At 57.8% G+C, this 21466-nt stretch carries 15 protein-coding genes, 3 rRNA genes and 3 pseudogenes; 7 read left to right on the top strand and 14 right to left on the bottom strand.

From position 1 onward, the window contains the following. Nucleotides 1–44 precede the first annotated feature (44 nt). Nucleotides 45–1166: a P1 family peptidase gene (locus tag ELQ88_RS23245; protein ID WP_138969568.1), complete on the top strand. Its 1122-nt coding sequence runs from the start codon at nucleotides 45–47 to the stop codon at nucleotides 1164–1166. 121 nt (nucleotides 1167–1287) lie between these two features. Here the strand turns inward: ELQ88_RS23245 and ELQ88_RS23240 are convergent, their stop codons facing one another. After that, complete coding sequence (locus tag ELQ88_RS23240; RefSeq protein WP_178084710.1) at nucleotides 1288–2214, bottom strand: transporter; 927 nt, start codon at nucleotides 2212–2214, stop codon at nucleotides 1288–1290. Between the two features lie 116 nt (nucleotides 2215–2330). After that, on the bottom strand, nucleotides 2331–2474 hold the full coding sequence (locus ELQ88_RS23235) for a hypothetical protein (RefSeq protein ID WP_228761558.1): 144 nt from the start codon (nucleotides 2472–2474) through the stop codon (nucleotides 2331–2333). Nucleotides 2475–2993: 519 nt separating this feature from the next. On the opposite strand from ELQ88_RS23235, the gene ELQ88_RS23225 reads away from it, so the two are divergent. From ELQ88_RS23225 to ELQ88_RS34800, 4 genes and pseudogenes are all read left to right on the top strand, one after another. Continuing rightward, nucleotides 2994–4530: ribosomal RNA gene (locus ELQ88_RS23225) — 16S ribosomal RNA — on the top strand. A 312-nt stretch (nucleotides 4531–4842) separates the two neighbouring features. After that, nucleotides 4843–7734: ribosomal RNA gene (locus tag ELQ88_RS23220) — 23S ribosomal RNA — on the top strand. A 169-nt stretch (nucleotides 7735–7903) separates the two neighbouring features. Continuing rightward, nucleotides 7904–8019: ribosomal RNA gene (gene rrf / locus ELQ88_RS23215) — 5S ribosomal RNA — on the top strand. Together the 16S, 23S and 5S rRNA genes form the textbook arrangement of a ribosomal RNA operon. 56 nt (nucleotides 8020–8075) lie before the next feature. Then, nucleotides 8076–8189: pseudogene (locus ELQ88_RS34800) on the top strand (outer membrane lipoprotein carrier protein LolA); the annotation flags it as partial. 215 nt (nucleotides 8190–8404) lie between these two features. Here ELQ88_RS34800 and ELQ88_RS23205 read toward each other — a convergent pair. The 7 genes from ELQ88_RS23205 to ELQ88_RS23175 all read right to left on the bottom strand — a co-directional run bounded on the left by ELQ88_RS23205 (nucleotide 8405) and on the right by ELQ88_RS23175 (nucleotide 14741). Further along, nucleotides 8405–9313 (bottom strand): MurR/RpiR family transcriptional regulator, encoded by a 909-nt coding sequence (locus ELQ88_RS23205; RefSeq protein ID WP_138968052.1) that lies wholly within the window; start codon nucleotides 9311–9313, stop codon nucleotides 8405–8407. A 127-nt stretch (nucleotides 9314–9440) separates the two neighbouring features. After that, complete coding sequence (locus ELQ88_RS23200) at nucleotides 9441–10205, bottom strand: ATP-binding cassette domain-containing protein (protein ID WP_128870411.1); 765 nt, start codon at nucleotides 10203–10205, stop codon at nucleotides 9441–9443. Between the two features lie 18 nt (nucleotides 10206–10223). Next, entirely contained in the window at nucleotides 10224–11336 is a 1113-nt protein-coding gene (locus tag ELQ88_RS23195; RefSeq protein ID WP_138968050.1) for a succinylglutamate desuccinylase/aspartoacylase family protein, read from the bottom strand. Nucleotides 11337–11345: 9 nt separating this feature from the next. Continuing rightward, nucleotides 11346–12044 carry an ABC transporter permease gene (locus ELQ88_RS23190; RefSeq protein ID WP_138968048.1) on the bottom strand — a complete coding sequence of 233 codons (699 nt, stop codon included), beginning with the start codon at nucleotides 12042–12044 and terminating at the stop codon, nucleotides 11346–11348. A gap of 13 nt (nucleotides 12045–12057) precedes the next feature. Beyond that, nucleotides 12058–12747, bottom strand: coding sequence for an ABC transporter permease (locus ELQ88_RS23185; RefSeq protein WP_138968046.1), 690 nt, complete (start codon nucleotides 12745–12747; stop codon nucleotides 12058–12060). A gap of 90 nt (nucleotides 12748–12837) precedes the next feature. Further along, complete coding sequence (locus tag ELQ88_RS23180) at nucleotides 12838–13614, bottom strand: ABC transporter substrate-binding protein (RefSeq protein ID WP_138968044.1); 777 nt, start codon at nucleotides 13612–13614, stop codon at nucleotides 12838–12840. Between the two features lie 248 nt (nucleotides 13615–13862). Next, nucleotides 13863–14741 (bottom strand): serine hydrolase domain-containing protein, encoded by an 879-nt coding sequence (locus ELQ88_RS23175; protein WP_138968042.1) that lies wholly within the window; start codon nucleotides 14739–14741, stop codon nucleotides 13863–13865. 323 nt (nucleotides 14742–15064) lie between these two features. Between ELQ88_RS23175 and ilvA the strand changes: the two genes are divergently transcribed. Continuing rightward, nucleotides 15065–16078 (top strand): threonine ammonia-lyase, biosynthetic, encoded by a 1014-nt coding sequence (gene ilvA / locus ELQ88_RS23170; protein ID WP_138968040.1) that lies wholly within the window; start codon nucleotides 15065–15067, stop codon nucleotides 16076–16078. Between the two features lie 92 nt (nucleotides 16079–16170). Here the strand turns inward: ilvA and ELQ88_RS23165 are convergent. From ELQ88_RS23165 to ELQ88_RS23145, 5 genes and pseudogenes are all read right to left on the bottom strand, one after another. After that, a pseudogene (locus ELQ88_RS23165) lies at nucleotides 16171–16417 on the bottom strand (hypothetical protein). 39 nt (nucleotides 16418–16456) lie between these two features. Then, nucleotides 16457–17212 (bottom strand): DUF4239 domain-containing protein, encoded by a 756-nt coding sequence (locus ELQ88_RS23160; RefSeq protein ID WP_138968038.1) that lies wholly within the window; start codon nucleotides 17210–17212, stop codon nucleotides 16457–16459. 108 nt (nucleotides 17213–17320) lie between these two features. Continuing rightward, nucleotides 17321–17572: pseudogene (locus ELQ88_RS23155) on the bottom strand (chitin deacetylase); the annotation flags it as partial. 5 nt (nucleotides 17573–17577) lie between these two features. Continuing rightward, a complete protein-coding gene (locus ELQ88_RS23150) occupies nucleotides 17578–18450 on the bottom strand; it encodes a GNAT family N-acetyltransferase (protein WP_138968036.1) in 873 nt (290 codons plus the stop codon). Nucleotides 18451–18669: 219 nt separating this feature from the next. Then, complete coding sequence (locus tag ELQ88_RS23145) at nucleotides 18670–19848, bottom strand: GGDEF domain-containing protein (protein ID WP_138968034.1); 1179 nt, start codon at nucleotides 19846–19848, stop codon at nucleotides 18670–18672. 456 nt (nucleotides 19849–20304) lie between these two features. Here ELQ88_RS23145 and ELQ88_RS23140 point away from each other — a divergent pair, with 456 nt between their 5' ends. Continuing rightward, nucleotides 20305–21438 (top strand): C45 family peptidase, encoded by a 1134-nt coding sequence (locus ELQ88_RS23140; RefSeq protein WP_138968032.1) that lies wholly within the window; start codon nucleotides 20305–20307, stop codon nucleotides 21436–21438. Nucleotides 21439–21466 lie beyond the last annotated feature (28 nt).

Raw genomic sequence — 21466 nt, 5'->3', positions numbered from 1 at the left:
TCCTGAAACACATCAAACAACACAGAGAGATCATGAACGTGACGATAAAACCACGTGCCCGCGACCTGAACATTCGGTTCGGCCAACTGCTTCCCGGACCCCTCAATGCCATCACCGATGTGCCCGGCGTACGCGTCGGCCACAGCAATGTGCGAGGGCGCACCGCCAACGGCCGCGACATCCTGACCGGTGTCACGGTGATCGAACCGCGAGCGGGTTCCACCAGCCAGCAACCGTGCTTTGCCGGCGTCCATGTACTGAACGGCAACGGCGACGCCACGGGACTGGAGTGGATTCGCGAGGCCGGCCTGCTGACCAGTCCCATCGCCTTCACCAATACCCACAGCCTGGGCGTGGTGCGCGATGCGCTGATTGTGCTGGATCGGGAGCAGCAGCCGGATGACGGGCGCCTCTACTGGAACATGCCGGTGGTGCTGGAAACCTTCGACGGCCTGCTCAATGACATCAATGGCTTCCATGTGAAACCTGAACACGTCGCCGAAGCCTTGGGTGCCGCGGTGGACGGGCCGGTGACCGAGGGTGCGGTCGGCGGCGGCAGCGGCATGATCTGTCATGAATTCAAGGGCGGCATCGGCACCGCATCGCGGCGACTGAGCAGTGCCCAGGGCGGCTGGACCGTGGGCGCCATCGTCCAGGCCAACCACGGCATCCGCAACGAACTGCGCGTCGACGGCTACCCGGTCGGACGCTACATGGAACAGGCCGACTCGCCGTTCCTTAAAGCGTCTTTGCCGCATCCAGGCATGGGCTCGATCGTCGTCTGCCTGGCCACCGATGCGCCGTTGCTGCCCCATCAATGCACCCGTCTCGCCCAACGCGCGAGCCTTGGCCTGGCCCGCACCGGCGGCGGCAATGAAGACCACAGCGGCGATATCTTCATCGCCTTCGCCACCGGCAATCAAATGCCGCCGGCCGCTTATGAAAGCAAGCGCGCGCCGACGACCGACAACCTGAGCATGGTCAACAACGACCACATCAGCGAGTTGTTCCTGGCCGCCACCGAAGCCGTGGAAGAAGCGATCATCAATGCCTTGCTGGCCGCCGACACCGCCGAAGGCAACGGCCATGCCGTGCCGGGCCTGGATGCCGAGACCCTGCTCAAAGCCTTGCATCAGGCCGGCTGGCCGGGAGCGAAGAATGTCTGACTGATCGAGCGGTATCGAGGGTGTGCGTGTGTCGCGTTCATACCACCTCGAGCAGATTGATTGCAGAGGCAGGGGACGGATTTATTTGTTCATGAAATACATCCGTCCCTGTTTCGATGTTTCAAAGCCCTCCACCGAAGCGGTACTGCCAGATGATGCCAACGGCATCGTATTCGCTGCCCGTGCGGGTATGCCCGCCATTACTCGCATTCAACTTCAGCGAATGGTTCCGGTTCAACGGTAGCGTGAGGGTGCATCCGTAGCGTGTGTTTTCCTGATGGTCGTGGTTGCCGACGCCATCGACCGAGGTGCTCCCGCCAGTGAACCAGGTCGCGTCCAGCGACGCCCAAACCCCGTTGCTGAAGGCATAGATAAGATGCCCCTGCACCTGGTAAATCGGGTCCTGGGACAGTACGTGGTCGCCGAGTAACTCGTCATTGTCGGTGTAGAAGGTGCCCGCGCCGGATAATTCCAGGGTCACTTGCCCCAGGCGCTTGGAAATCCCGAGTTCAGGCTTGAATGACCAGCGATTGTTGCCCAGATTGATTAACCTGCTGTCATCGTATTGGCCGAGCGGTGCCGTGATCGCCAGGCTGGCGCCGATAATCACATCCTGTTGATAGCTGGGGAATTCAGCCAGGGACATCGCCGGGGCGCCATACAAGTTGACCGAGAAGCGCAGTCTTGGATCGATCAACCCGGTCACTTCACGCTCCCTGGGTTCGCCGGCGAGCAGGGCAGAGCCCGTCAACTTTGCCTCAGGTACGACGATATCGAACTTTCCGGAGCGGCCCCAGACGTCCAGGGACCTGGCAAAGGCAAACACGACAGTCTTTATGTTGAGCTTGGCATTCTCGAGCGGGATCGAGGGGTTGGCCGTCACGTTGCCGTCCAGATCGCTGTAGCCCAGGAGCAGGAAATTGATACCAACCGGCGTATTGGCGTAGGACCTGGGTTCGAGATCCTCTGCGACTGCACCGGGGGCTACCATGACGAGCGAGGCGAATGCGAACCGAACCAGCCTGGCGACGCAGAGTTTATGTTTCATTCACATTCGCTCGCTTCCTGTGAAGACCTCGGAGTTCTACGTATTGTTGTAGCGCATCTGCATTCATTTGGCACTTGCATGGCGCGCAGTCTTCGCTGCGCTAAAGAGTGTTGGGATCAAGCGAGGGGGTTGAGTGCGATATCGAGGATGTCGAAATTACGCAGACGACCAGGCTTGTCCATGCCGACTGACTGGCGGTTGAAGAGGAGGGGCACTTTTTGTTCGGACACGCCGCCGTGCGAACGCAAGGGCACCGTCAACCCGGACAACCTGACTCACGGCGCGGTTAGCCGGCAAATTGCGATTCTGGAGGACTGGCTTGGTCAGCCCCTGTTTGTGCGTGACGGGCAGAGCATGGTGGCTGCGCCTTAGTACCGCTCGATGCCGACAAGCCAGCCCATATGAGGGCCTTTGTCGATTGGCTGCAATCAGCGGGAAAGAATTTCCAGATGGGGGTTGACCACGTACTTTAATACTGTATTATTTGCCTCCCGCTAACGAGCAACTCGAAGTTGTTCTTGGCCTAAGCAGTTGATTTGGTTGAAAAAATCATTTGCTTTTAAGGATGGTGAGCTGTAAGATGCGCACCTCGGTTGAGACGAAAGATCTTAACCAATCGCTCTTTAACAATTGAATCAAGCAATTCGTGTGGGTGCTTGTGGAGTCAGACTGATAGTCAACAAGATTATCAGCATCACAAGTTACTCCGCGAGAAATCAAAGATGTAACCAACGATTGCTGAGCCAAGTTTAGGGTTTCTTAAAAACCCAAAGATGTTTGAACTGAAGAGTTTGATCATGGCTCAGATTGAACGCTGGCGGCAGGCCTAACACATGCAAGTCGAGCGGTAGAGAGAAGCTTGCTTCTCTTGAGAGCGGCGGACGGGTGAGTAATGCCTAGGAATCTGCCTGGTAGTGGGGGATAACGCTCGGAAACGGACGCTAATACCGCATACGTCCTACGGGAGAAAGCAGGGGACCTTCGGGCCTTGCGCTATCAGATGAGCCTAGGTCGGATTAGCTAGTTGGTGAGGTAATGGCTCACCAAGGCGACGATCCGTAACTGGTCTGAGAGGATGATCAGTCACACTGGAACTGAGACACGGTCCAGACTCCTACGGGAGGCAGCAGTGGGGAATATTGGACAATGGGCGAAAGCCTGATCCAGCCATGCCGCGTGTGTGAAGAAGGTCTTCGGATTGTAAAGCACTTTAAGTTGGGAGGAAGGGCATTAACCTAATACGTTGGTGTCTTGACGTTACCGACAGAATAAGCACCGGCTAACTCTGTGCCAGCAGCCGCGGTAATACAGAGGGTGCAAGCGTTAATCGGAATTACTGGGCGTAAAGCGCGCGTAGGTGGTTTGTTAAGTTGGATGTGAAATCCCCGGGCTCAACCTGGGAACTGCATTCAAAACTGACAAGCTAGAGTATGGTAGAGGGTGGTGGAATTTCCTGTGTAGCGGTGAAATGCGTAGATATAGGAAGGAACACCAGTGGCGAAGGCGACCACCTGGACTGATACTGACACTGAGGTGCGAAAGCGTGGGGAGCAAACAGGATTAGATACCCTGGTAGTCCACGCCGTAAACGATGTCAACTAGCCGTTGGGAGCCTTGAGCTCTTAGTGGCGCAGCTAACGCATTAAGTTGACCGCCTGGGGAGTACGGCCGCAAGGTTAAAACTCAAATGAATTGACGGGGGCCCGCACAAGCGGTGGAGCATGTGGTTTAATTCGAAGCAACGCGAAGAACCTTACCAGGCCTTGACATCCAATGAACTTTCCAGAGATGGATTGGTGCCTTCGGGAACATTGAGACAGGTGCTGCATGGCTGTCGTCAGCTCGTGTCGTGAGATGTTGGGTTAAGTCCCGTAACGAGCGCAACCCTTGTCCTTAGTTACCAGCACGTAATGGTGGGCACTCTAAGGAGACTGCCGGTGACAAACCGGAGGAAGGTGGGGATGACGTCAAGTCATCATGGCCCTTACGGCCTGGGCTACACACGTGCTACAATGGTCGGTACAGAGGGTTGCCAAGCCGCGAGGTGGAGCTAATCCCAGAAAACCGATCGTAGTCCGGATCGCAGTCTGCAACTCGACTGCGTGAAGTCGGAATCGCTAGTAATCGCGAATCAGAATGTCGCGGTGAATACGTTCCCGGGCCTTGTACACACCGCCCGTCACACCATGGGAGTGGGTTGCACCAGAAGTAGCTAGTCTAACCTTCGGGAGGACGGTTACCACGGTGTGATTCATGACTGGGGTGAAGTCGTAACAAGGTAGCCGTAGGGGAACCTGCGGCTGGATCACCTCCTTAATCGACGACATCAGCTGCTCCATAAGTTCCCACACGAATTGCTTGATTCACTGTAGAGGCGAGAGACATCCATCAGGTTGTCTGTTTCGTTAGAGTTTAGAAATGAATATTCGCAGATGAATATTGATTTCTAGTCTTTGATTAGATCGTTCTTTAAAAATTTGGGTATGTGATAGAAAGATAGACTGGACAACACTTTCACTGGTGTTGGATCAGGCTAAGGTAAAATTTGTGAGTTGCTCTTAATTGAGTATTATCGAATTTTCGGCGAATGTCGTCTTCACAGTATAACCAGATTGCTTGGGGTTATATGGTCAAGTGAAGAAGCGCATACGGTGGATGCCTTGGCAGTCAGAGGCGATGAAAGACGTGGTAGCCTGCGAAAAGCTTCGGGGAGTCGGCAAACAGACTTTGATCCGGAGATGTCTGAATGGGGGAACCCACCTAACATAAGTTAGGTATCTTAAGCTGAATACATAGGCTTAAGAAGCGAACCAGGGGAACTGAAACATCTAAGTACCCTGAGGAAAAGAAATCAACCGAGATTCCCTTAGTAGTGGCGAGCGAACGGGGACTAGCCCTTAAGTGGCTTTGAGATTAGCGGAACGCTCTGGAAAGTGCGGCCATAGTGGGTGATAGCCCTGTACGCGAAAATCTCTTAGTCATGAAATCGAGTAGGACGGAGCACGAGAAACTTTGTCTGAATATGGGGGGACCATCCTCCAAGGCTAAATACTACTGACTGACCGATAGTGAACTAGTACCGTGAGGGAAAGGCGAAAAGAACCCCGGAGAGGGGAGTGAAATAGATCCTGAAACCGTATGCGTACAAGCAGTGGGAGCCCACTTTGTTGGGTGACTGCGTACCTTTTGTATAATGGGTCAGCGACTTATTTTCAGTGGCGAGCTTAACCGAATAGGGGAGGCGTAGCGAAAGCGAGTCTTAATAGGGCGTCTAGTCGCTGGGAATAGACCCGAAACCGGGCGATCTATCCATGGGCAGGTTGAAGGTTGGGTAACACTAACTGGAGGACCGAACCGACTACCGTTGAAAAGTTAGCGGATGACCTGTGGATCGGAGTGAAAGGCTAATCAAGCTCGGAGATAGCTGGTTCTCCTCGAAAGCTATTTAGGTAGCGCCTCATGTATCACTGTAGGGGGTAGAGCACTGTTTCGGCTAGGGGGTCATCCCGACTTACCAAACCGATGCAAACTCCGAATACCTACAAGTGCCGAGCATGGGAGACACACGGCGGGTGCTAACGTCCGTCGTGAAAAGGGAAACAACCCAGACCGTCAGCTAAGGTCCCAAAGTTATGGTTAAGTGGGAAACGATGTGGGAAGGCTTAGACAGCTAGGAGGTTGGCTTAGAAGCAGCCACCCTTTAAAGAAAGCGTAATAGCTCACTAGTCGAGTCGGCCTGCGCGGAAGATGTAACGGGGCTCAAACCATACACCGAAGCTACGGGTATCACTTAGGTGATGCGGTAGAGGAGCGTTCTGTAAGCCTGTGAAGGTGAGTTGAGAAGCTTGCTGGAGGTATCAGAAGTGCGAATGCTGACATGAGTAACGACAATGGGTGTGAAAAACACCCACGCCGAAAGACCAAGGTTTCCTGCGCAACGTTAATCGACGCAGGGTTAGTCGGTCCCTAAGGCGAGGCTGAAAAGCGTAGTCGATGGAAAACAGGTTAATATTCCTGTACTTCTGGTTATTGCGATGGAGGGACGGAGAAGGCTAGGCCAGCTTGGCGTTGGTTGTCCAAGTTTAAGGTGGTAGGCTGGAATCTTAGGTAAATCCGGGATTCTAAGGCCGAGAGCTGATGACGAGTGTTCTTTTAGAACACGAAGTGGTTGATGCCATGCTTCCAAGAAAAGCTTCTAAGCTTCAGGTAACCAGGAACCGTACCCCAAACCGACACAGGTGGTTGGGTAGAGAATACCAAGGCGCTTGAGAGAACTCGGGTGAAGGAACTAGGCAAAATGGCACCGTAACTTCGGGAGAAGGTGCGCCGGTGAGGGTGAAGCATTTACTGCGTAAGCCCATGCCGGTCGAAGATACCAGGCCGCTGCGACTGTTTATTAAAAACACAGCACTCTGCAAACACGAAAGTGGACGTATAGGGTGTGACGCCTGCCCGGTGCCGGAAGGTTAATTGATGGGGTTAGCTAACGCGAAGCTCTTGATCGAAGCCCCGGTAAACGGCGGCCGTAACTATAACGGTCCTAAGGTAGCGAAATTCCTTGTCGGGTAAGTTCCGACCTGCACGAATGGCGTAACGATGGCGGCGCTGTCTCCACCCGAGACTCAGTGAAATTGAAATCGCTGTGAAGATGCAGTGTATCCGCGGCTAGACGGAAAGACCCCGTGAACCTTTACTATAGCTTTGCACTGGACTTTGAATTTGCTTGTGTAGGATAGGTGGGAGGCTTTGAAGCGTGGACGCCAGTTCGCGTGGAGCCAACCTTGAAATACCACCCTGGCAACTTTGAGGTTCTAACTCAGGTCCGTTATCCGGATCGAGGACAGTGTATGGTGGGTAGTTTGACTGGGGCGGTCTCCTCCTAAAGAGTAACGGAGGAGTACGAAGGTGCGCTCAGACCGGTCGGAAATCGGTCGTAGAGTATAAAGGCAAAAGCGCGCTTGACTGCGAGACAGACACGTCGAGCAGGTACGAAAGTAGGTCTTAGTGATCCGGTGGTTCTGTATGGAAGGGCCATCGCTCAACGGATAAAAGGTACTCCGGGGATAACAGGCTGATACCGCCCAAGAGTTCATATCGACGGCGGTGTTTGGCACCTCGATGTCGGCTCATCACATCCTGGGGCTGAAGCCGGTCCCAAGGGTATGGCTGTTCGCCATTTAAAGTGGTACGCGAGCTGGGTTTAGAACGTCGTGAGACAGTTCGGTCCCTATCTGCCGTGGACGTTTGAGATTTGAGAGGGGCTGCTCCTAGTACGAGAGGACCGGAGTGGACGAACCTCTGGTGTTCCGGTTGTCACGCCAGTGGCATTGCCGGGTAGCTATGTTCGGAATAGATAACCGCTGAAAGCATCTAAGCGGGAAACTAGCCTCAAGATGAGATCTCACTGGGACCTTGAGTCCCCTGAAGGGCCGTCGAAGACTACGACGTTGATAGGTTGGGTGTGTAAGCGCTGTGAGGCGTTGAGCTAACCAATACTAATTGCCCGTGAGGCTTGACCATATAACACCCAAGCAATTTGATGCTCCTAGTTGAAAAGACGAAAGAGACCAGATTGCGGTGTGTGAAGACGAAATGAACCGAAAGTTCGAATCTCACTAAACACCGAAAGCTATCACATACCCGATTTGCTGAAGCGAAGCCGACTGGCTACGACTCAGTACCCGAATTTCTTGACGACCATAGAGCATTGGAACCACCTGATCCCATCCCGAACTCAGCAGTGAAACGATGCATCGCCGATGGTAGTGTGGGGTTTCCCCATGTGAGAGTAGGTCATCGTCAAGATTAAATTCCAAAACCCCTATCTGCGACTGCAGGTAGGGGTTTTGTTTTTGCCTGGAATAAAGCGAAATCCTGTAGGAGCGAGCTTGCTCGCGAAGGTCGCCAACGATGACGCTGGCCTCCTGACACCCCGCGGTGTCCTGAAGTTTTTCGCGAGCAAGCTCGCTCCTACGCACGTCGCCTTCGCATCAGTGAAACTTCGGCAGCACGTAATTGTGGGTGCCATGCCGGATGATTGTCATTCCAGCAACGGCCGTTGATGGCTGTGGGCTTCGAGTGCTCATGCGGTGATCTCAGTTGCTGTACGCCTGCGTTAGAGTCGCACATCAACGTTTGGACCCCGAGGCAAAAAGAGGAGCTTTAGGCGACCGACGGAGAACAAGAGGAACTACTTTCTCGGTGGTTTGCCGCTGGCAGGGATGTGCAGGTACGACATCACGCTTTCAGTCAGTTCGGTTGCCAGTTTGACCGCTTCTTTATTGCGCGCCATCACGCCGGCGACCAAGCCTTCGATCAAGGCCAGCACGGCGATGTTGGAACTGGTCAGCACCGGGTGATCGCAAGGCGCAAACAGGGTGTGCTCGGCAATGCCGGTGAGCGGCGAGGCGGGAGAGTCGGTAATGGCCAGCACCGATGCGCCACGTTCATTGGCGAAGCGTGCCAGTTGCAGGGTGTCGAGGGAGTAGCGCGGCAGGGAGATCGCCAGCAACACGTCCCGGTCAGTGATCGCGGCCAGTCGGTAGGCGGCATTTTCGTTGCCGCCCTCCATGCTGATGGCCGTGGCGTCCGCACAGAAGGGCATCAGGGTCGAGGCGGCGAGGCCGGCGAAGTACACACTGTTGCCGAACCCCAGAATGTAGATTTTACGTGCCGTGGTCAGGCGAGTGACGAACGCTTCAAAGGTGTCGGCATGGTTGTTGGTCGCTGCGGTGGCCAGGTTGCTGCTGGCGCTCTGGAGTTGCTCATGCAGGCCAAACGCGCCGCCCGGGCGCTGGGCAAGTTCGTTGCGCAGTTTGTCGACCGGCGACACCATCTGCTGCAATGTGGCGACCAGCTCGGCCTTCATGCCGCTGTAACCACCGAGGTTCAGCGCTTTGGCCAGACGGTTGACGGCGGCGGGTGAGGTCAATGTTTCGTGAGCCATCTCCTCGATGGTCAGCGTCGCGGCTTTGAGCGGGTGACGCAGGATAAAGTCTGCCACCTTGCGCAACGACGGTGGCAGTTCGGCAACGATTTCCGTCAGTTTGCGCATGACCGGCGCGGCATAGACCGAGGTGTCTTTCGATGGGGTGGGCATATCCGGCTCAACAATTCCTGAAGGTGAGAGAAGGGCTGTGCCTGATGCCCTGACAAGGTTGGCTGGAGTGTATCCGAAGCCAACCTTGTGAGGGCAGCGCCGAGCAGTGGAGGGGTGGACGACGGCCTTACTTCAAGCTCCCGGCCAGAAACTGCTGGAGGCGTTCGGACTGTGGATTGACCAGCACCTCGCGCGGGGCGCCGCGCTCTTCGACAACACCCTTGTGCAGGAACACCAGTTGGTTCGACACCTCGCGGGCAAAGCCCATTTCGTGAGTCACCACCACCATGGTGCGGCCTTCCTGCGCCAGATCCTGCATGACTTTAAGCACTTCGCCGACCAGTTCGGGGTCGAGCGCTGACGTTGGCTCATCAAACAGCATCACCTGCGGTTCCATCGCCAATGCGCGGGCAATGGCCACGCGCTGCTGCTCGCCACCGGACATATGCGCCGGCCAGGCGTTCATGCGGTGCGCCACCCCGACTTTGTCCAGGTAGTGCTCGGCCTTTTCCCGAGCCTCTTTCTTGCCCAGCCCCTGCACATGCACCGGGGCTTCCATGACGTTTTCCAAGGCGCTCATGTGGGACCAGAGGTTGAAGTGTTGGAACACCATCGATAGCTGCGAGCGCATGCGTTGCAACTGCCTGGGTTCGGCCGCCTTCAGCCCGCCAAGCTTGTTGGCCGCCAGCTTGAGCGGTTCGCCATTGAGCACGATAGTGCCCGCATTGGGTTGCTCCAGCAGGTTGATGCAGCGCAGGAAGGTACTTTTTCCCGAGCCGCTGGAGCCGATGATGCTGATCACGTCGCCGGCCTGTGCTTGCAGGGACACGCCCTTGAGCACCTGGTGTGCGCCGTAGCTTTTGTGCAGGTCCTGAACTTCAAGTTTGTACATGGTTTGAACTCTCTGGAATCAGTCGCTGAGCAAGCGACCCTGGCGAATGGGGGTGACGCCTGCCACTTTGGCCAGCCACAATCCAGGCTGGGCAAAGCGCAGCCGTTCGCGGGCATAGAGAATGCCGTCGGTGCTGGCGCGCACTACGCTATGCCGATCGGTCAGCGGGTCGATGACTTCGAATAGCGGGTCGCCGACCTTGACCTGCGCGCCCAGCGGTTGCAGAAAACTCACCACGCCCGGATGGGGCGCACAGGCGTAGTGCGCGCCGGCGAATGGCATGGCCTGGCAATGGCTCGGCGGTGCCGCTGGCCAGTCGCCGCTGATCAGGCCTTGATCGGCGAGATACCCGAGAATCGCCTGTGCACTGTCGACGCATTGCTCGCGTTCGGTGTCGGCCATGCCGCGCAATTCGATGGTGGTGGCCACGCACGCCAGGGGAATATTGGCGGCAGGAAAGCGCTCGGCCAGGCGTAACCAGGCAATGGCGCAGGCTTCATCGAAGGCACTGCCGCCCGCGTCTTCGGCCAACAGCGTGACCCCGGCACCGAGGCGCGCGGCCAGCGACTGCAAGCGTGGCCAGTGTTGCGGCATCGCATACAACAACATGATCGATTCGAAATCGCAGTGCAGGTCCAGCACCACATCGGCGTCACAGGCATGCTGCAGCAACAGGCGGCGCAGGCCGTCGAGCTCCGAGTCCGGTGCTGGCATGGCGGCCAGGGCATCGCCCATGGCGCGACGGATCAGTGCGACATTGGCGTCGGCATCGTTTCCCAATAGGCCTTCCAGCAGCTGTGCAACGGCATCGACCAACGCCGGGAAGTCGCGATTGAAGTTCTTGCCGCTGGAGAACTCAAAGCGCCCCTGATGGGTGGCCTGGAACATCTGGGCGATCCCGATCGGATTGGCCATTGGCACCAACTCGATCGTCCCGGTCAGGCGGCCTTGTGCTTCCAGTTCCAGAAGACGGCGCTTGAGCTCGACGGCGACGCGCATCCCCGGTAACTCGTCGGCATGCAACGACGCCTGGATGTACGCTTTGCGTGATCCACTGCCAAAACGAAACAGGGTCAGCGTGCGTTCGGTGCCCGAGGCACTCCACGGCAAGCGGTATTGAATGTTCTCCATAGCAGCTCCTTAGTGCTTGCGGGGTGCCAGGTACGCCAGCCAGCGGCGCTCGGCCAGCTTGAACAGACGTACCAGGATGAAGGTCAGGACGAGGTAGATGAGGCCGGCGGTGATAAACGCCTCGAACGGCAGATAGAACCGTGAGCTGACAGTGCGCGCGGCCCCGGTGATGTCGACGAGGGTGACGATGGAGGCCAGGCTGGTGGTTTGCAGCATCATCAGCACTTCGTTGCTGTACTGCGGCAAGGCCCGGCGCAAGGCCGACGGCATGAGAATCCGGCGATACAGGGTCAGGCGTGACATGCCCATGGCCCTGGCGGCTTCGATCTCGCCATGGGGGGTGGCTTTCAAACTGCCGGCCAGCAGCTCTGCGCTATAGGCGCTGGTGTTGATCGCGAAGGCCAGGCAGGCGCAAAAAGTGGCGCTGGAGAGGTAAGGCCAGAGCACGCTTTGGCGCACCGCTTCGAACTGCGCCAGGCCGTAATAGATCAGGAACAATTGCACCAGCATCGGCGTGCCGCGAATCACGTAGGTATAGAGCCAGGCCGGGAAGTTGATCAGCGGCGATCGCGACACCCGCATCAGCGCCAGTGGAATCGCCAGTACCAAACCCAGGGCCAGGGAAATGAGCAGGACTTTGAGGGTCAACAAGGCGCCGTTGAAATACAGCGGCAGGTTTTCCCAGATCAGGTTGTAGTCGAGAATCATGGGCGGGCTCCCCTCACAATTCGGCGGCTTTGATGCCGACCGAGTAGTGTTTTTCCAGATAGCGCAGCACCAGCAAGGACAGGCTGGTGAGCATCAGGTACAGCGCTGCCACCGCGAGGTAAAACGTGAAAGGCTCGTGGGTGGCATCCGCGGCGTTCTTGGCCTTGAACATCATGTCCTGCAAGCCGATCACCGAGATCAGCGCGGTGGATTTGGTCAGCACCAGCCAATTGTTGGTGAACCCGGGAATGGCGAAACGGATCATCTGCGGCACCAGAATTCGCCAGAATACCTGCGCACTGCTCATGCCATAGGCCACGCCGGCCTCGGCCTGACCTTTGGGGATCGCCATGAAGGCGCCGCGAAAGGTTTCCGAGAGGTAGGCGCCAAAAATGAAGCCCATGGTGCAGACCCCGGCGATAAAGGGGTTGATGTCGATGTAGCGGGTGTAACCGAGCGCCAGGGCCATGCGGTTCACCAGGTCCTGGCCGCCGTAGAAGATCAGCAGGATCAGCACCAGGTCGGGAATGCCGCGAATCAGCGTGGTGTAACTTTCCCCGAGCATGGCCAGCCACTTCAGCGGTGACAATCGAAAAGCCGCGCCGATCAGCCCCAGGGCAATCGCCATGGACATGGAGGTCAAGGCCAGGTTTATGGTCAGCCAGGCGCCATCGAGAATGCTCGATCCGTAGCCGTGGAGCATGATGAAGTTCCTCAAGCGAGCGCCGCGAGGCGCGCAAGACATGCCCGGGAGACGCCTGCAATGGGCCGGCGCCGGGGCTGAAGGTAAGGCTTACTCGCCGTAGATATCGAACGCGAAGTACTTGGCCATCACTTGCTGGTACTTGCCATTGGCGCGAATGGTGTCGATCGCGGCGCTCAGGCGCGCAACGTTGGCGCTGTCGCCTTTGCGCACGGCGATCCCGGCGCCCCGGCCAAAATACTTCGGGTCGTTGATGTCGGGCCCTGTCAGTGCGAAGCCCTGGCCAGCGGGTGTCTTGATGAAGCTCTCATCGGTATTGACGATGTCGGCGAGGGTGGCGTCCAGACGACCCGAGGCGAGATCGAGGAAGGCTTCATTCTGGGAGCCGTAGCGCACTACGACGACGCCGGCTTTTTCCAGTTGCTCGGTGGCAAAACGATCGTAAGTCGAGGAGCGTTGCACCCCGACTTTCTTGCCCTTGAGGTCCACCAACGGGTCATTGATCACGTTGCCGGCCTTCATCGCGAACTTGCCCGGGGTGTGGTAGTACTTTTTGCTGAAGTCCACCGACTTCATCCGGTCTTCGGTGATGGACATCGACGACAGCACGGCATCGATCTTGCGCACTTTGAGCGACGGGATCATGCCGTCGAATTCCTGAATGACCCACTCGCATTTGACCTTCATTTCTTCGCACAAGGCATTGCCGATGTCGTAATCGAACCCGCTGACATTGCCCTCGGGTGTCTTGAAGGAGAAGGGCGGGTAGGCGGCTTCGATGCCGATACGCAGGCTGCCTTCGTCGGCCTGTGCCAGGAAGCTGAAAGCGCATAGCGCCAGCGCACCTAGAAGTTCTGTCTTGTTCATATTGTTGACTCCTTGAGGGCATTTGAGGGAAGCGGACGCCCGCCATCCGGGTTGGCGAGGTGGATCGGTCCTGTGATCGGCGAGGCTATAAATGACACAATAAAAATCCATATGCAACACAACTGAAAAAAAACATATCAGTTCGAGGCGTGACAAAGCGCTGCCGGAGTGGCGAACTTTCCGTTCGCGGAGGAGCGGTTCTGAGTCTGCCCTGGAGGGGCTTGGTAGAGGTGGCCCCCTGCAACCGCCTAACGCAAGGCCTGGATCAATTGCCGAACGACATGCGCTTCGACGGCACCTTCATTGGCGTCTGCCTCAACACTTGCACAACACGCCGAGGCGCCACCGCACGAGAGGCGGTAAACCGCGATGACGCTGCCAGGTCCACAGCCGGTGTGTCCGCACAGGGTCAAGCCCCCCTCGATCGAACCCTGCATCACACCCAGTCCATAGCCTGGGGTAACCCATGGCCGACCGGGAATCGGCCCACCCAATGTTCGCGCGGCCTGCATTTCCTGCAGCAGTCCCGTGGGGAGCAGGTGTCCGCCAAGCACCCGATCAAGCAACAGCGCCGCTTGCGAAATGGGCCCGATCAGCAAGCCGTGATAAACCCACGCGGGGTCATAGTCCGATGTATTTTGCGGGGAGGTTTGCTGTAGATCTGCTCTGGTTGTGGCGAAGCGGACGTTGGACAGGCCCAAGGGTTTTAGTGCATATCGATCCACTGCCTCTTCAAGCGTCAGATCAGTGACCCGTTCGATAAGGGTGGCGATGAACATATAGCCAACATTCGAGTAGTGCCAACCGGCGCCGGGGATGTATCGCAGTCGTGTTCCATCGAGACGTCGGATCATCTCACTTGCTGACCAGGCTGCCTCATTGTTGGCGACGGCAGCGTGATACTCCGCAAGCTCGCCATAATCGGCGAGACCTGCCTCATGCCGCAGTAACTGGCGCAACGTGAAAGGCTGACCTGGAACGGGGTCGTCCAGTCGTACGAGCCCGTCACGCACCAAAGATAATGCGGTCGCGGCCAGGACTGTTTTGGTAAAGCTCCACCATGGCGTCATGCATTCCAGTCGCTGAGGCGTAACCAGTCGGCCATTCGATACAAGTGAGCTGAACATTGATTGCCCTGGAGGGTTTGCCGATTGAGGGAGCAACAAGATATCGCGTGCACCGCGATCCGGGAGATCCGACAGCCCAGGTTGCACAGTTAAGCAGTTAACAGTTGGGCAGGCAAAAGAGGGGCAGCGAAATAGGCCATTGACTTGCCCCCGTCGCCCGGCTAATTTTCGCGCATGACTTCCACTGTATTGCGCTGCCAGCCAAGCATTATTACCGCCATTCCTCACTTGGCGGGCTAGCTCACGACTGCAGCACCCAACCCGCCCTGAAGGCGGGTTTTCTTTTTCTGTCTCGGGGCTCTGATCAATGTCAGGAGACCCTCATGTCCAGTACGCCTGCCCAACAAACCCTGCTTGCGCATTACGTTAAAAAGATCCTCGCCGCGCCGGTCTACGAACTCGCCATCTGTACACCGCTGCAACCGGCACCGGCGTTGTCGCTGGCCTTGGGCAATCAGATCCTGCTCAAGCGCGAAGACCTGCAGCCGACCTTCTCCTTCAAGATCCGTGGCGCCTACAACAAACTGGTGAACTTCAACGCTACGCAGAAGCAACGCGGCGTGATTACCGCTTCAGCCGGCAATCATGCCCAAGGCGTGGCGCTGGCGGCACGGGAACTCGGCATCGCCGCTACCATCGTCATGCCCGCCAACACGCCGGAGTTGAAGGTGCTGGGTGTACGCAGTCGCGGCGCCGAGGCAGTGCTGCACGGGGCCAGCTTTCCGGTGGCCTTGGCCCATGCGCTGAAGCTGGCCGAGCAAACCGGCAAGCACTTCGTTTCGCCCTTCGACGATCAGGACGTGATTGCCGGGCAGGGCACTGTCGCCATGGAAATCCTGCGTCAGCATCAAGGGCCGTTAGATGCAATCTTTGTCCCGGTGGGCGGTGGTGGCTTGATTGCCGGCATTGCCGCGTACGTCAAATACCTGCGGCCAGAGGTGCGCATCATTGGCGTCGAGTCGGAACACTCCGCCTGCTTGCATGCTGCTTTACAGGCCGATGAGCGTGTAGTCCTGCCCAGCGTGGGCACCTTCGCCGATGGCGTAGCGGTCGCGCAGATCGGTGCCCATGGTTTCGACGTGTGCCGGTTCTGCGTCGATGAGGTGATCACCGTCAGTAACGATGAACTGTGCATCGCCACCAAGAATATCTACGACGACACCCGCTCGATCACCGAGCCATCCGGTGCCTTGGCCGTGGCCGGGATCAAGAAATACGTAGCGCGCACAGGTGTCCGGGGTCAGACCCTGATCGCCATCGACTCCGGTGCCAATATCAATTTCGACACGTTGCGGCACGTGGCCGAACGCGCTGCAGTGAGTGAGGCGTCGGCGTAATGGTCACCGCTTTGGACGGAATGCCATCCGCTGAAATGCGGCCCCCTAAACAAAGGGACCGCTGCACAGCCGGCATGACTGACTCGTTCGCCTCAAGCAGGCGGATCGATCTGATCCAGCATCCGGTTCGCCGTGATTTCCGCCAGCATGATGCTGTTGGAAATACCCAGCAGGGCGTGGCGCGATCCGCCGTCCAGATGATCCCTGCGGGTCAACCGTAAACAAGGTACTGGGAGTGCGCTGGGTGGCTTTGATGTCGGCGGTCGACGGACAGTGGGAGTCGAGGGCGCGTTCGGCGGCTTCGTTGAGTGTGTTTGAATCGGGTTTGTATGGGGACACCGGATCGGTGTCCGGGGGATTGGGTGCGCAATGAACCCCCTAGAGCTGCATTACGGCGAGCGCCCTGCGCAGAGGCTCGTCGGATATCTGGATAGGCCCGTGAAATGGCACATCCATGTCCAATACAAGGTAAACAGAAGCCGCGATGAGCAATGACGAGATGATGAACATTCCTATCACCATCGAGTTACGGGGAGCGCGGTATCCAAAACTGGCGAAGATGAGCGTCAACCAAGCAGCCAGCATCCCAATCAGAGGGCCGGGAATCGCTCCCTCTGACTGCTCGACGATCCTCCAGCGTTGCTCGATGAGCGAATGGTACTGCTGACGAATATCCTGAAGCATCGTTTCATGGAAGCGATCCGTGGGCTTTATATCGGTCAAAGACTTGCCTATGTCATCCAGGTATTTAGCCGCCTCGCTGTTACGATGCTGCAACGCCTCGTCTCCCCGATACGGGTTCTCGATAGCGCGCTCAAGATAGGTGATCAGACGATTGCGCGTGTCTTGTGTCGCATCTCCATAGCCTCGTAGAGTCCGATCAAAAATAATCAGGCTGGTCGCATACCCATGGATGTTTGCATCAATGGCCTCGAAGGTGTTCTTGGCAGAATTGATCATCAGACCAAAGACCAGCGATGTCATAACCACAAAAATGTTGGCTACCAGGCGAATGACGGTGTTGGTGTCGTCATCCCTGTGGTGGGACGCCAGCTTAGGGTACCACTGCATCATGAAAAGCGAGGCAGCAACCAGGCACCCAAAAATGGCCAGTGCGATCCAGAGAGAGTTCATGCATCAGCGCCCCGATCAAGTGGAGTCAAGTCTTGAAGAATAGACCGTTGGGTGTTCCCCGAACTCTGCTCATCAGATACGGGGTCACCATGATGGGTTACTCGAAAGGGGGTGTTGCGCGCCTTCCTGCCACAGCAAGTCGCAAGCATCCTTGAGCAGCCGGAAGAAGTCTTCACCGCAGGCGAAACCATTCGGCAGCAGATAGCGGGCGTCGTTGTTGACCCGTGTGTAAGGGATTACCAGGTGGGCGGGCGAGCCTGGGAGCCTATAGGGCAGATCATCGTTGTAGGCGTCCGAGCTATAGAGAAACCCACCTTCCTCACGCAACAGGCGGCGGGTGTTCTGGCTGACCCTTCCTGTGGTCATCAGCCCAGCTCGAAGGTCGTGACGCCGAACACGCGTTCGTGCGCGATCGCCGGAGGAGGGCCGAGGTACATGCGTGCGCAGCCGAACACCTCGATCATGCCCTGTTGGTGCACGAGCGCCATCGCGGCGGGGTTATTCTGCGGTGCATCGAGAAACAGCGGGCCACCCTGCGCAAAATCCGCCAGGCGCGTGTAGAGCGCATTGGCTGCCAGGGCGTCATCGGCGAACAAGGGGCCGATCTTGTAGCCTTCCCGGCAGCGCCTTGCTACGCCATAGCCGCTTAGCCTGCCCTCGCGCCGGCAACCCACGGCGAGTGCATCGGCTTGGGCGATCCACCCGCTCAGGAAGCTTGTGCGCGCAGCAGGGAAGCAGGTGCGGTCGTAATCGACAACCTGATCGAACGGGAAGGTGGCCAACGGGACGATGTCCTGGTCGTCTACCGGCGAGGTCGCCGGGCGTTCGGCGATCTCGGCACGAAAACGCATGTTGCGATGGGAGAAGACGAAACCACCCTCGGCGTAGTAGTCCTGCATCGCGAAGACGCCGTCCATGCCGATGTTCGCGCCTGGACGCAGGCGGGCGAGGAGGCGCTCGCGGCGTGCGTGCCAGAGGGTATTGCCCAGACCTTGACCGCGATATTCCGGGCGGACGATAAAAAACCCCATGAAACCGAATTCGCCATTGTAGGAGGTGATGGCACCGCCGCCGATCAATTCGCCGCCCCGGGACGCCGCGATGAAGGCGGCAGGGTCCGTTGCCCAGAACAGCTCGGCATCGTGAAGCCCGGGATTCCAACCCTCACGGGCAGCCCAGTCGACGAGCTCGTCCAGCTCGGGGCGGGTCATGTTGCGTATGACCAGCTGATTCGACACTGCGAAGTTCTCCTCAGTCGCTGATCGAGCGTGTGGTCCATCCCCACTCTTGACCCTTTCGGTATAGCTTCAACCCGAGTATTGATCCAGCTCGTCACGTCACCTGCAGGCGCGGCCCATCGTGAAGGGCCGCTATTGGCTGTGGATTCAACCGGTCGATGCCAGCGCTTGCCATGCCGGGGACATCCAGCACGGCCAACGATCTCCACTACGAGCGATTCAACGTGCCCGCTGCGGCTCGACGCTGGCCAGGGTCCGGTCGACCAGGCGGATACTGTCGCGTCCGCCACGCTTGGAGGCATACAGCGCGGTGTCGCCTTGTTCGATCAGTGCCGCCAGGCTGGTCGGCGGATGGTCGAACAGCGTGGCGCCGATGCTCAGGGTTACCGCTGCGGGCGTGGCGAAGGCCTGCGAGGCCGCTTGGTGAAACCGGTCCCGTAGCGCGCTGCCCAGTTCGAGGATTCGCTCATTAGAGGCGTCACCCAGCAGGATGGCGAACTCGTCACCGCCCAGCCGGGCCGCAAGCGCGCTTTCGGGCAATGCCAAACGAATCATCTCGCTCAGCGCGACCAACAGTTGGTCGCCTGCCGTATGGCCGTACAGGTCGTTGACCAGTTTGAAGTTGTCGATATCGATCAGCAGCAAGGCGCCCGGTCGACCAGTCGAAACTGTATCCAGCAGCCGCGGCGCTCGCATTTCGAGGGCGCGGCGGTTGTACAGGGCGGTCAACGGATCACGTTCGGCCAGCCGTGCGATGTGCTTCTCCCGCCGGTAGCGCTCGGTACCGGTCATCGACAGGGCGATCAGCATGATCGCCATCACGCCCTCGACCAGGGAGATCTGAATGATCTCGCCACGCAAGGCGGCGAGGTCGATCAAGGTGCCCGGAACGACTGCCGTTATCGCCTTGGCGAGATAGAACAGGCCATGGATCAGCAGCACATAACGCAGCTGTACCGCCCCGACGCTCAATGACTTGCCATGGGGGCGCAGCAGGGAGCTGGCCCTGAGCGCCAACAGCGCGACCAACAGCGACTGCACCAGCAGCATGAGCTTCGACCACGACGGCTCGTCCGGCAATAACAGCAGGGCAGGCCAGGCGACGAAAATCAGCGACCAGGCGCGGGACAGGCGCGCCTTCGTGAAGCGCGCAACGCCCAGCAGGAAAAACCAGTGGGCCGCCACCAGCAGGCCGTTGGCGAACCAGATACCGATCAGCAACAGGCCGCTGATGCGCAGCAAGGCGAGGGTCGACCCCAGGGTAATCGTGGCAAAGCCCGCGCTCCAGAACAGGAGCGAGGGTTCGCGAATGCTGCGCCACTCGATCGCCAGGTACAGCGCGGCGGCCGCGGCGAGGGCGATCGAGAGTGTCAACATCGTGGGTGGGTCGAGCGCCATGGCCTAGGTGCCTGTCAGGTTTGGGTGAAAAGCCAGGATTGTAAGGGTTTGAGCCGATTTTTCGCAGAGTGCGGGGTTTTCGCGCGAGCCGATGTGCCTCTCATCATTAGAGTGCTGGATTGTTCGATTGAGCCGCGGCTGGTTCGACCTATGACATGAAACACGAAATACGCCACAGATGCATGAAAGGGCTTGGTTTTTGCCGGCGCTCAGCTGCCTTAGGTGATGTCATTTCTTGAAAGGTTCTGCTTGGCGCTGGTCTGGTGAGACTTCCCAGTTAGCAGCGCCACTTTTTTACACGCTTGTGAATTTACTACCCAGTTTCCTGAGCGAAAACCGTGCATTTTTACGCCGATAATTTATTGGAATCTAAATTGGCGCCAATATTTATTGGTTTTTTGTAAAATTGGTCTGATCCTTGCTCTACGTCTTGCTCAACCTATTTGAGGGCAGGGCATGAGTGATCTATTTCCGTGTATCGAACTGAGTGGCGGGCCGTTTGCCCGAGGCGTGCAGTACGGCAAAGCCTGCCCACAGATCATTGCCCGCAGCATTGAAATCTACGGTCAGCAACTGCTGGACATGGGTTATGACTGGGCCGGTATCAAGCGCTTGGTCCATCAATTCATGCCCAATATTGAAGCGTTCGAGCCGCAGTACCTGGAAGAGATGCGGGGCATAGCCGAAGGCTCAGGTCACGACTTCGAGGCCATTGTGATGATCAATGCCCGTACCGAGATTATTCACCTGGGGCGGCGTTCGATGCAGGACAAACCGGAACTGGATGGCTGCACCGGCGCCATCGTCCTTCCAGGCGCCACCGCGAACAATGAAGTACTGCACGGCCAGAACTGGGACTGGCGCATGGAGTGCGCGCAGACGGGCGTGGTCCTGCACATTCGTCGTGACGACGGCCCGGATGTGCTGACGTTCACCGAAGCAGGCGGGTTGGCCCGCGCGGGCATGAACTCCATCGGCACGGCGATCACCGGCAACAACCTGGAATCGGATCGTGACTATCAAACGCTTGGCGTGCCGTTGCCGCTTATCCGCCGCAAGGCGCTGGAAGCCAATCATTTCGCCTTGTCGATGAAAGCCGTGGCGGTGACGCCCAAGTCGGGTTCGAACAACATGATGCTCAGTCATGCGGCCGGGTTTGGCATCAACTACGAATGTGCCCCCGATGAAGTGTTCCCGCTGTTCGAGGTCGACGATCTATTGGTGCATGCCAACCATTGGCGCAGCGCGGTGGCGCAGGTCAAACTGAAGAACACCGGCATCGGTGGCGCGCCCGAAAGCTTTTATCGCGATATCCGGGTCGAGAAACTGCTCAAGCCATTTCATGGCAGCCTGACGCTGGAACACCTGAAAAGCGCGTTTTTCGATGACTTCGGCAAGCCATTTGCGGTCTGCCGGCCACCACGTCCGAGCTCGAGTGGCGAGGACAATCTGTCCGCTACGGTGGCGATGATTTTGATGCGCCCAGCCAGTGGGTTCATGGAAATTGCCTCCTTGCCGGCTATCAACCGCACATTCGGGCAGTACCGTCTCGAGATGGAATCCGATTACGCGCGGTATGCCACCTGGTAGGCATCGACCCCGTTGCCAGCCTGTGTTT

This window comes from Pseudomonas sp. MPC6 (assembly GCF_006094435.1).
Taxonomy (GTDB): Bacteria; Pseudomonadota; Gammaproteobacteria; order Pseudomonadales; family Pseudomonadaceae; genus Aquipseudomonas.
Note: the sequence above shows the minus strand (reverse complement) of the source record. Positions and strands in the feature narration are given on the sequence as shown.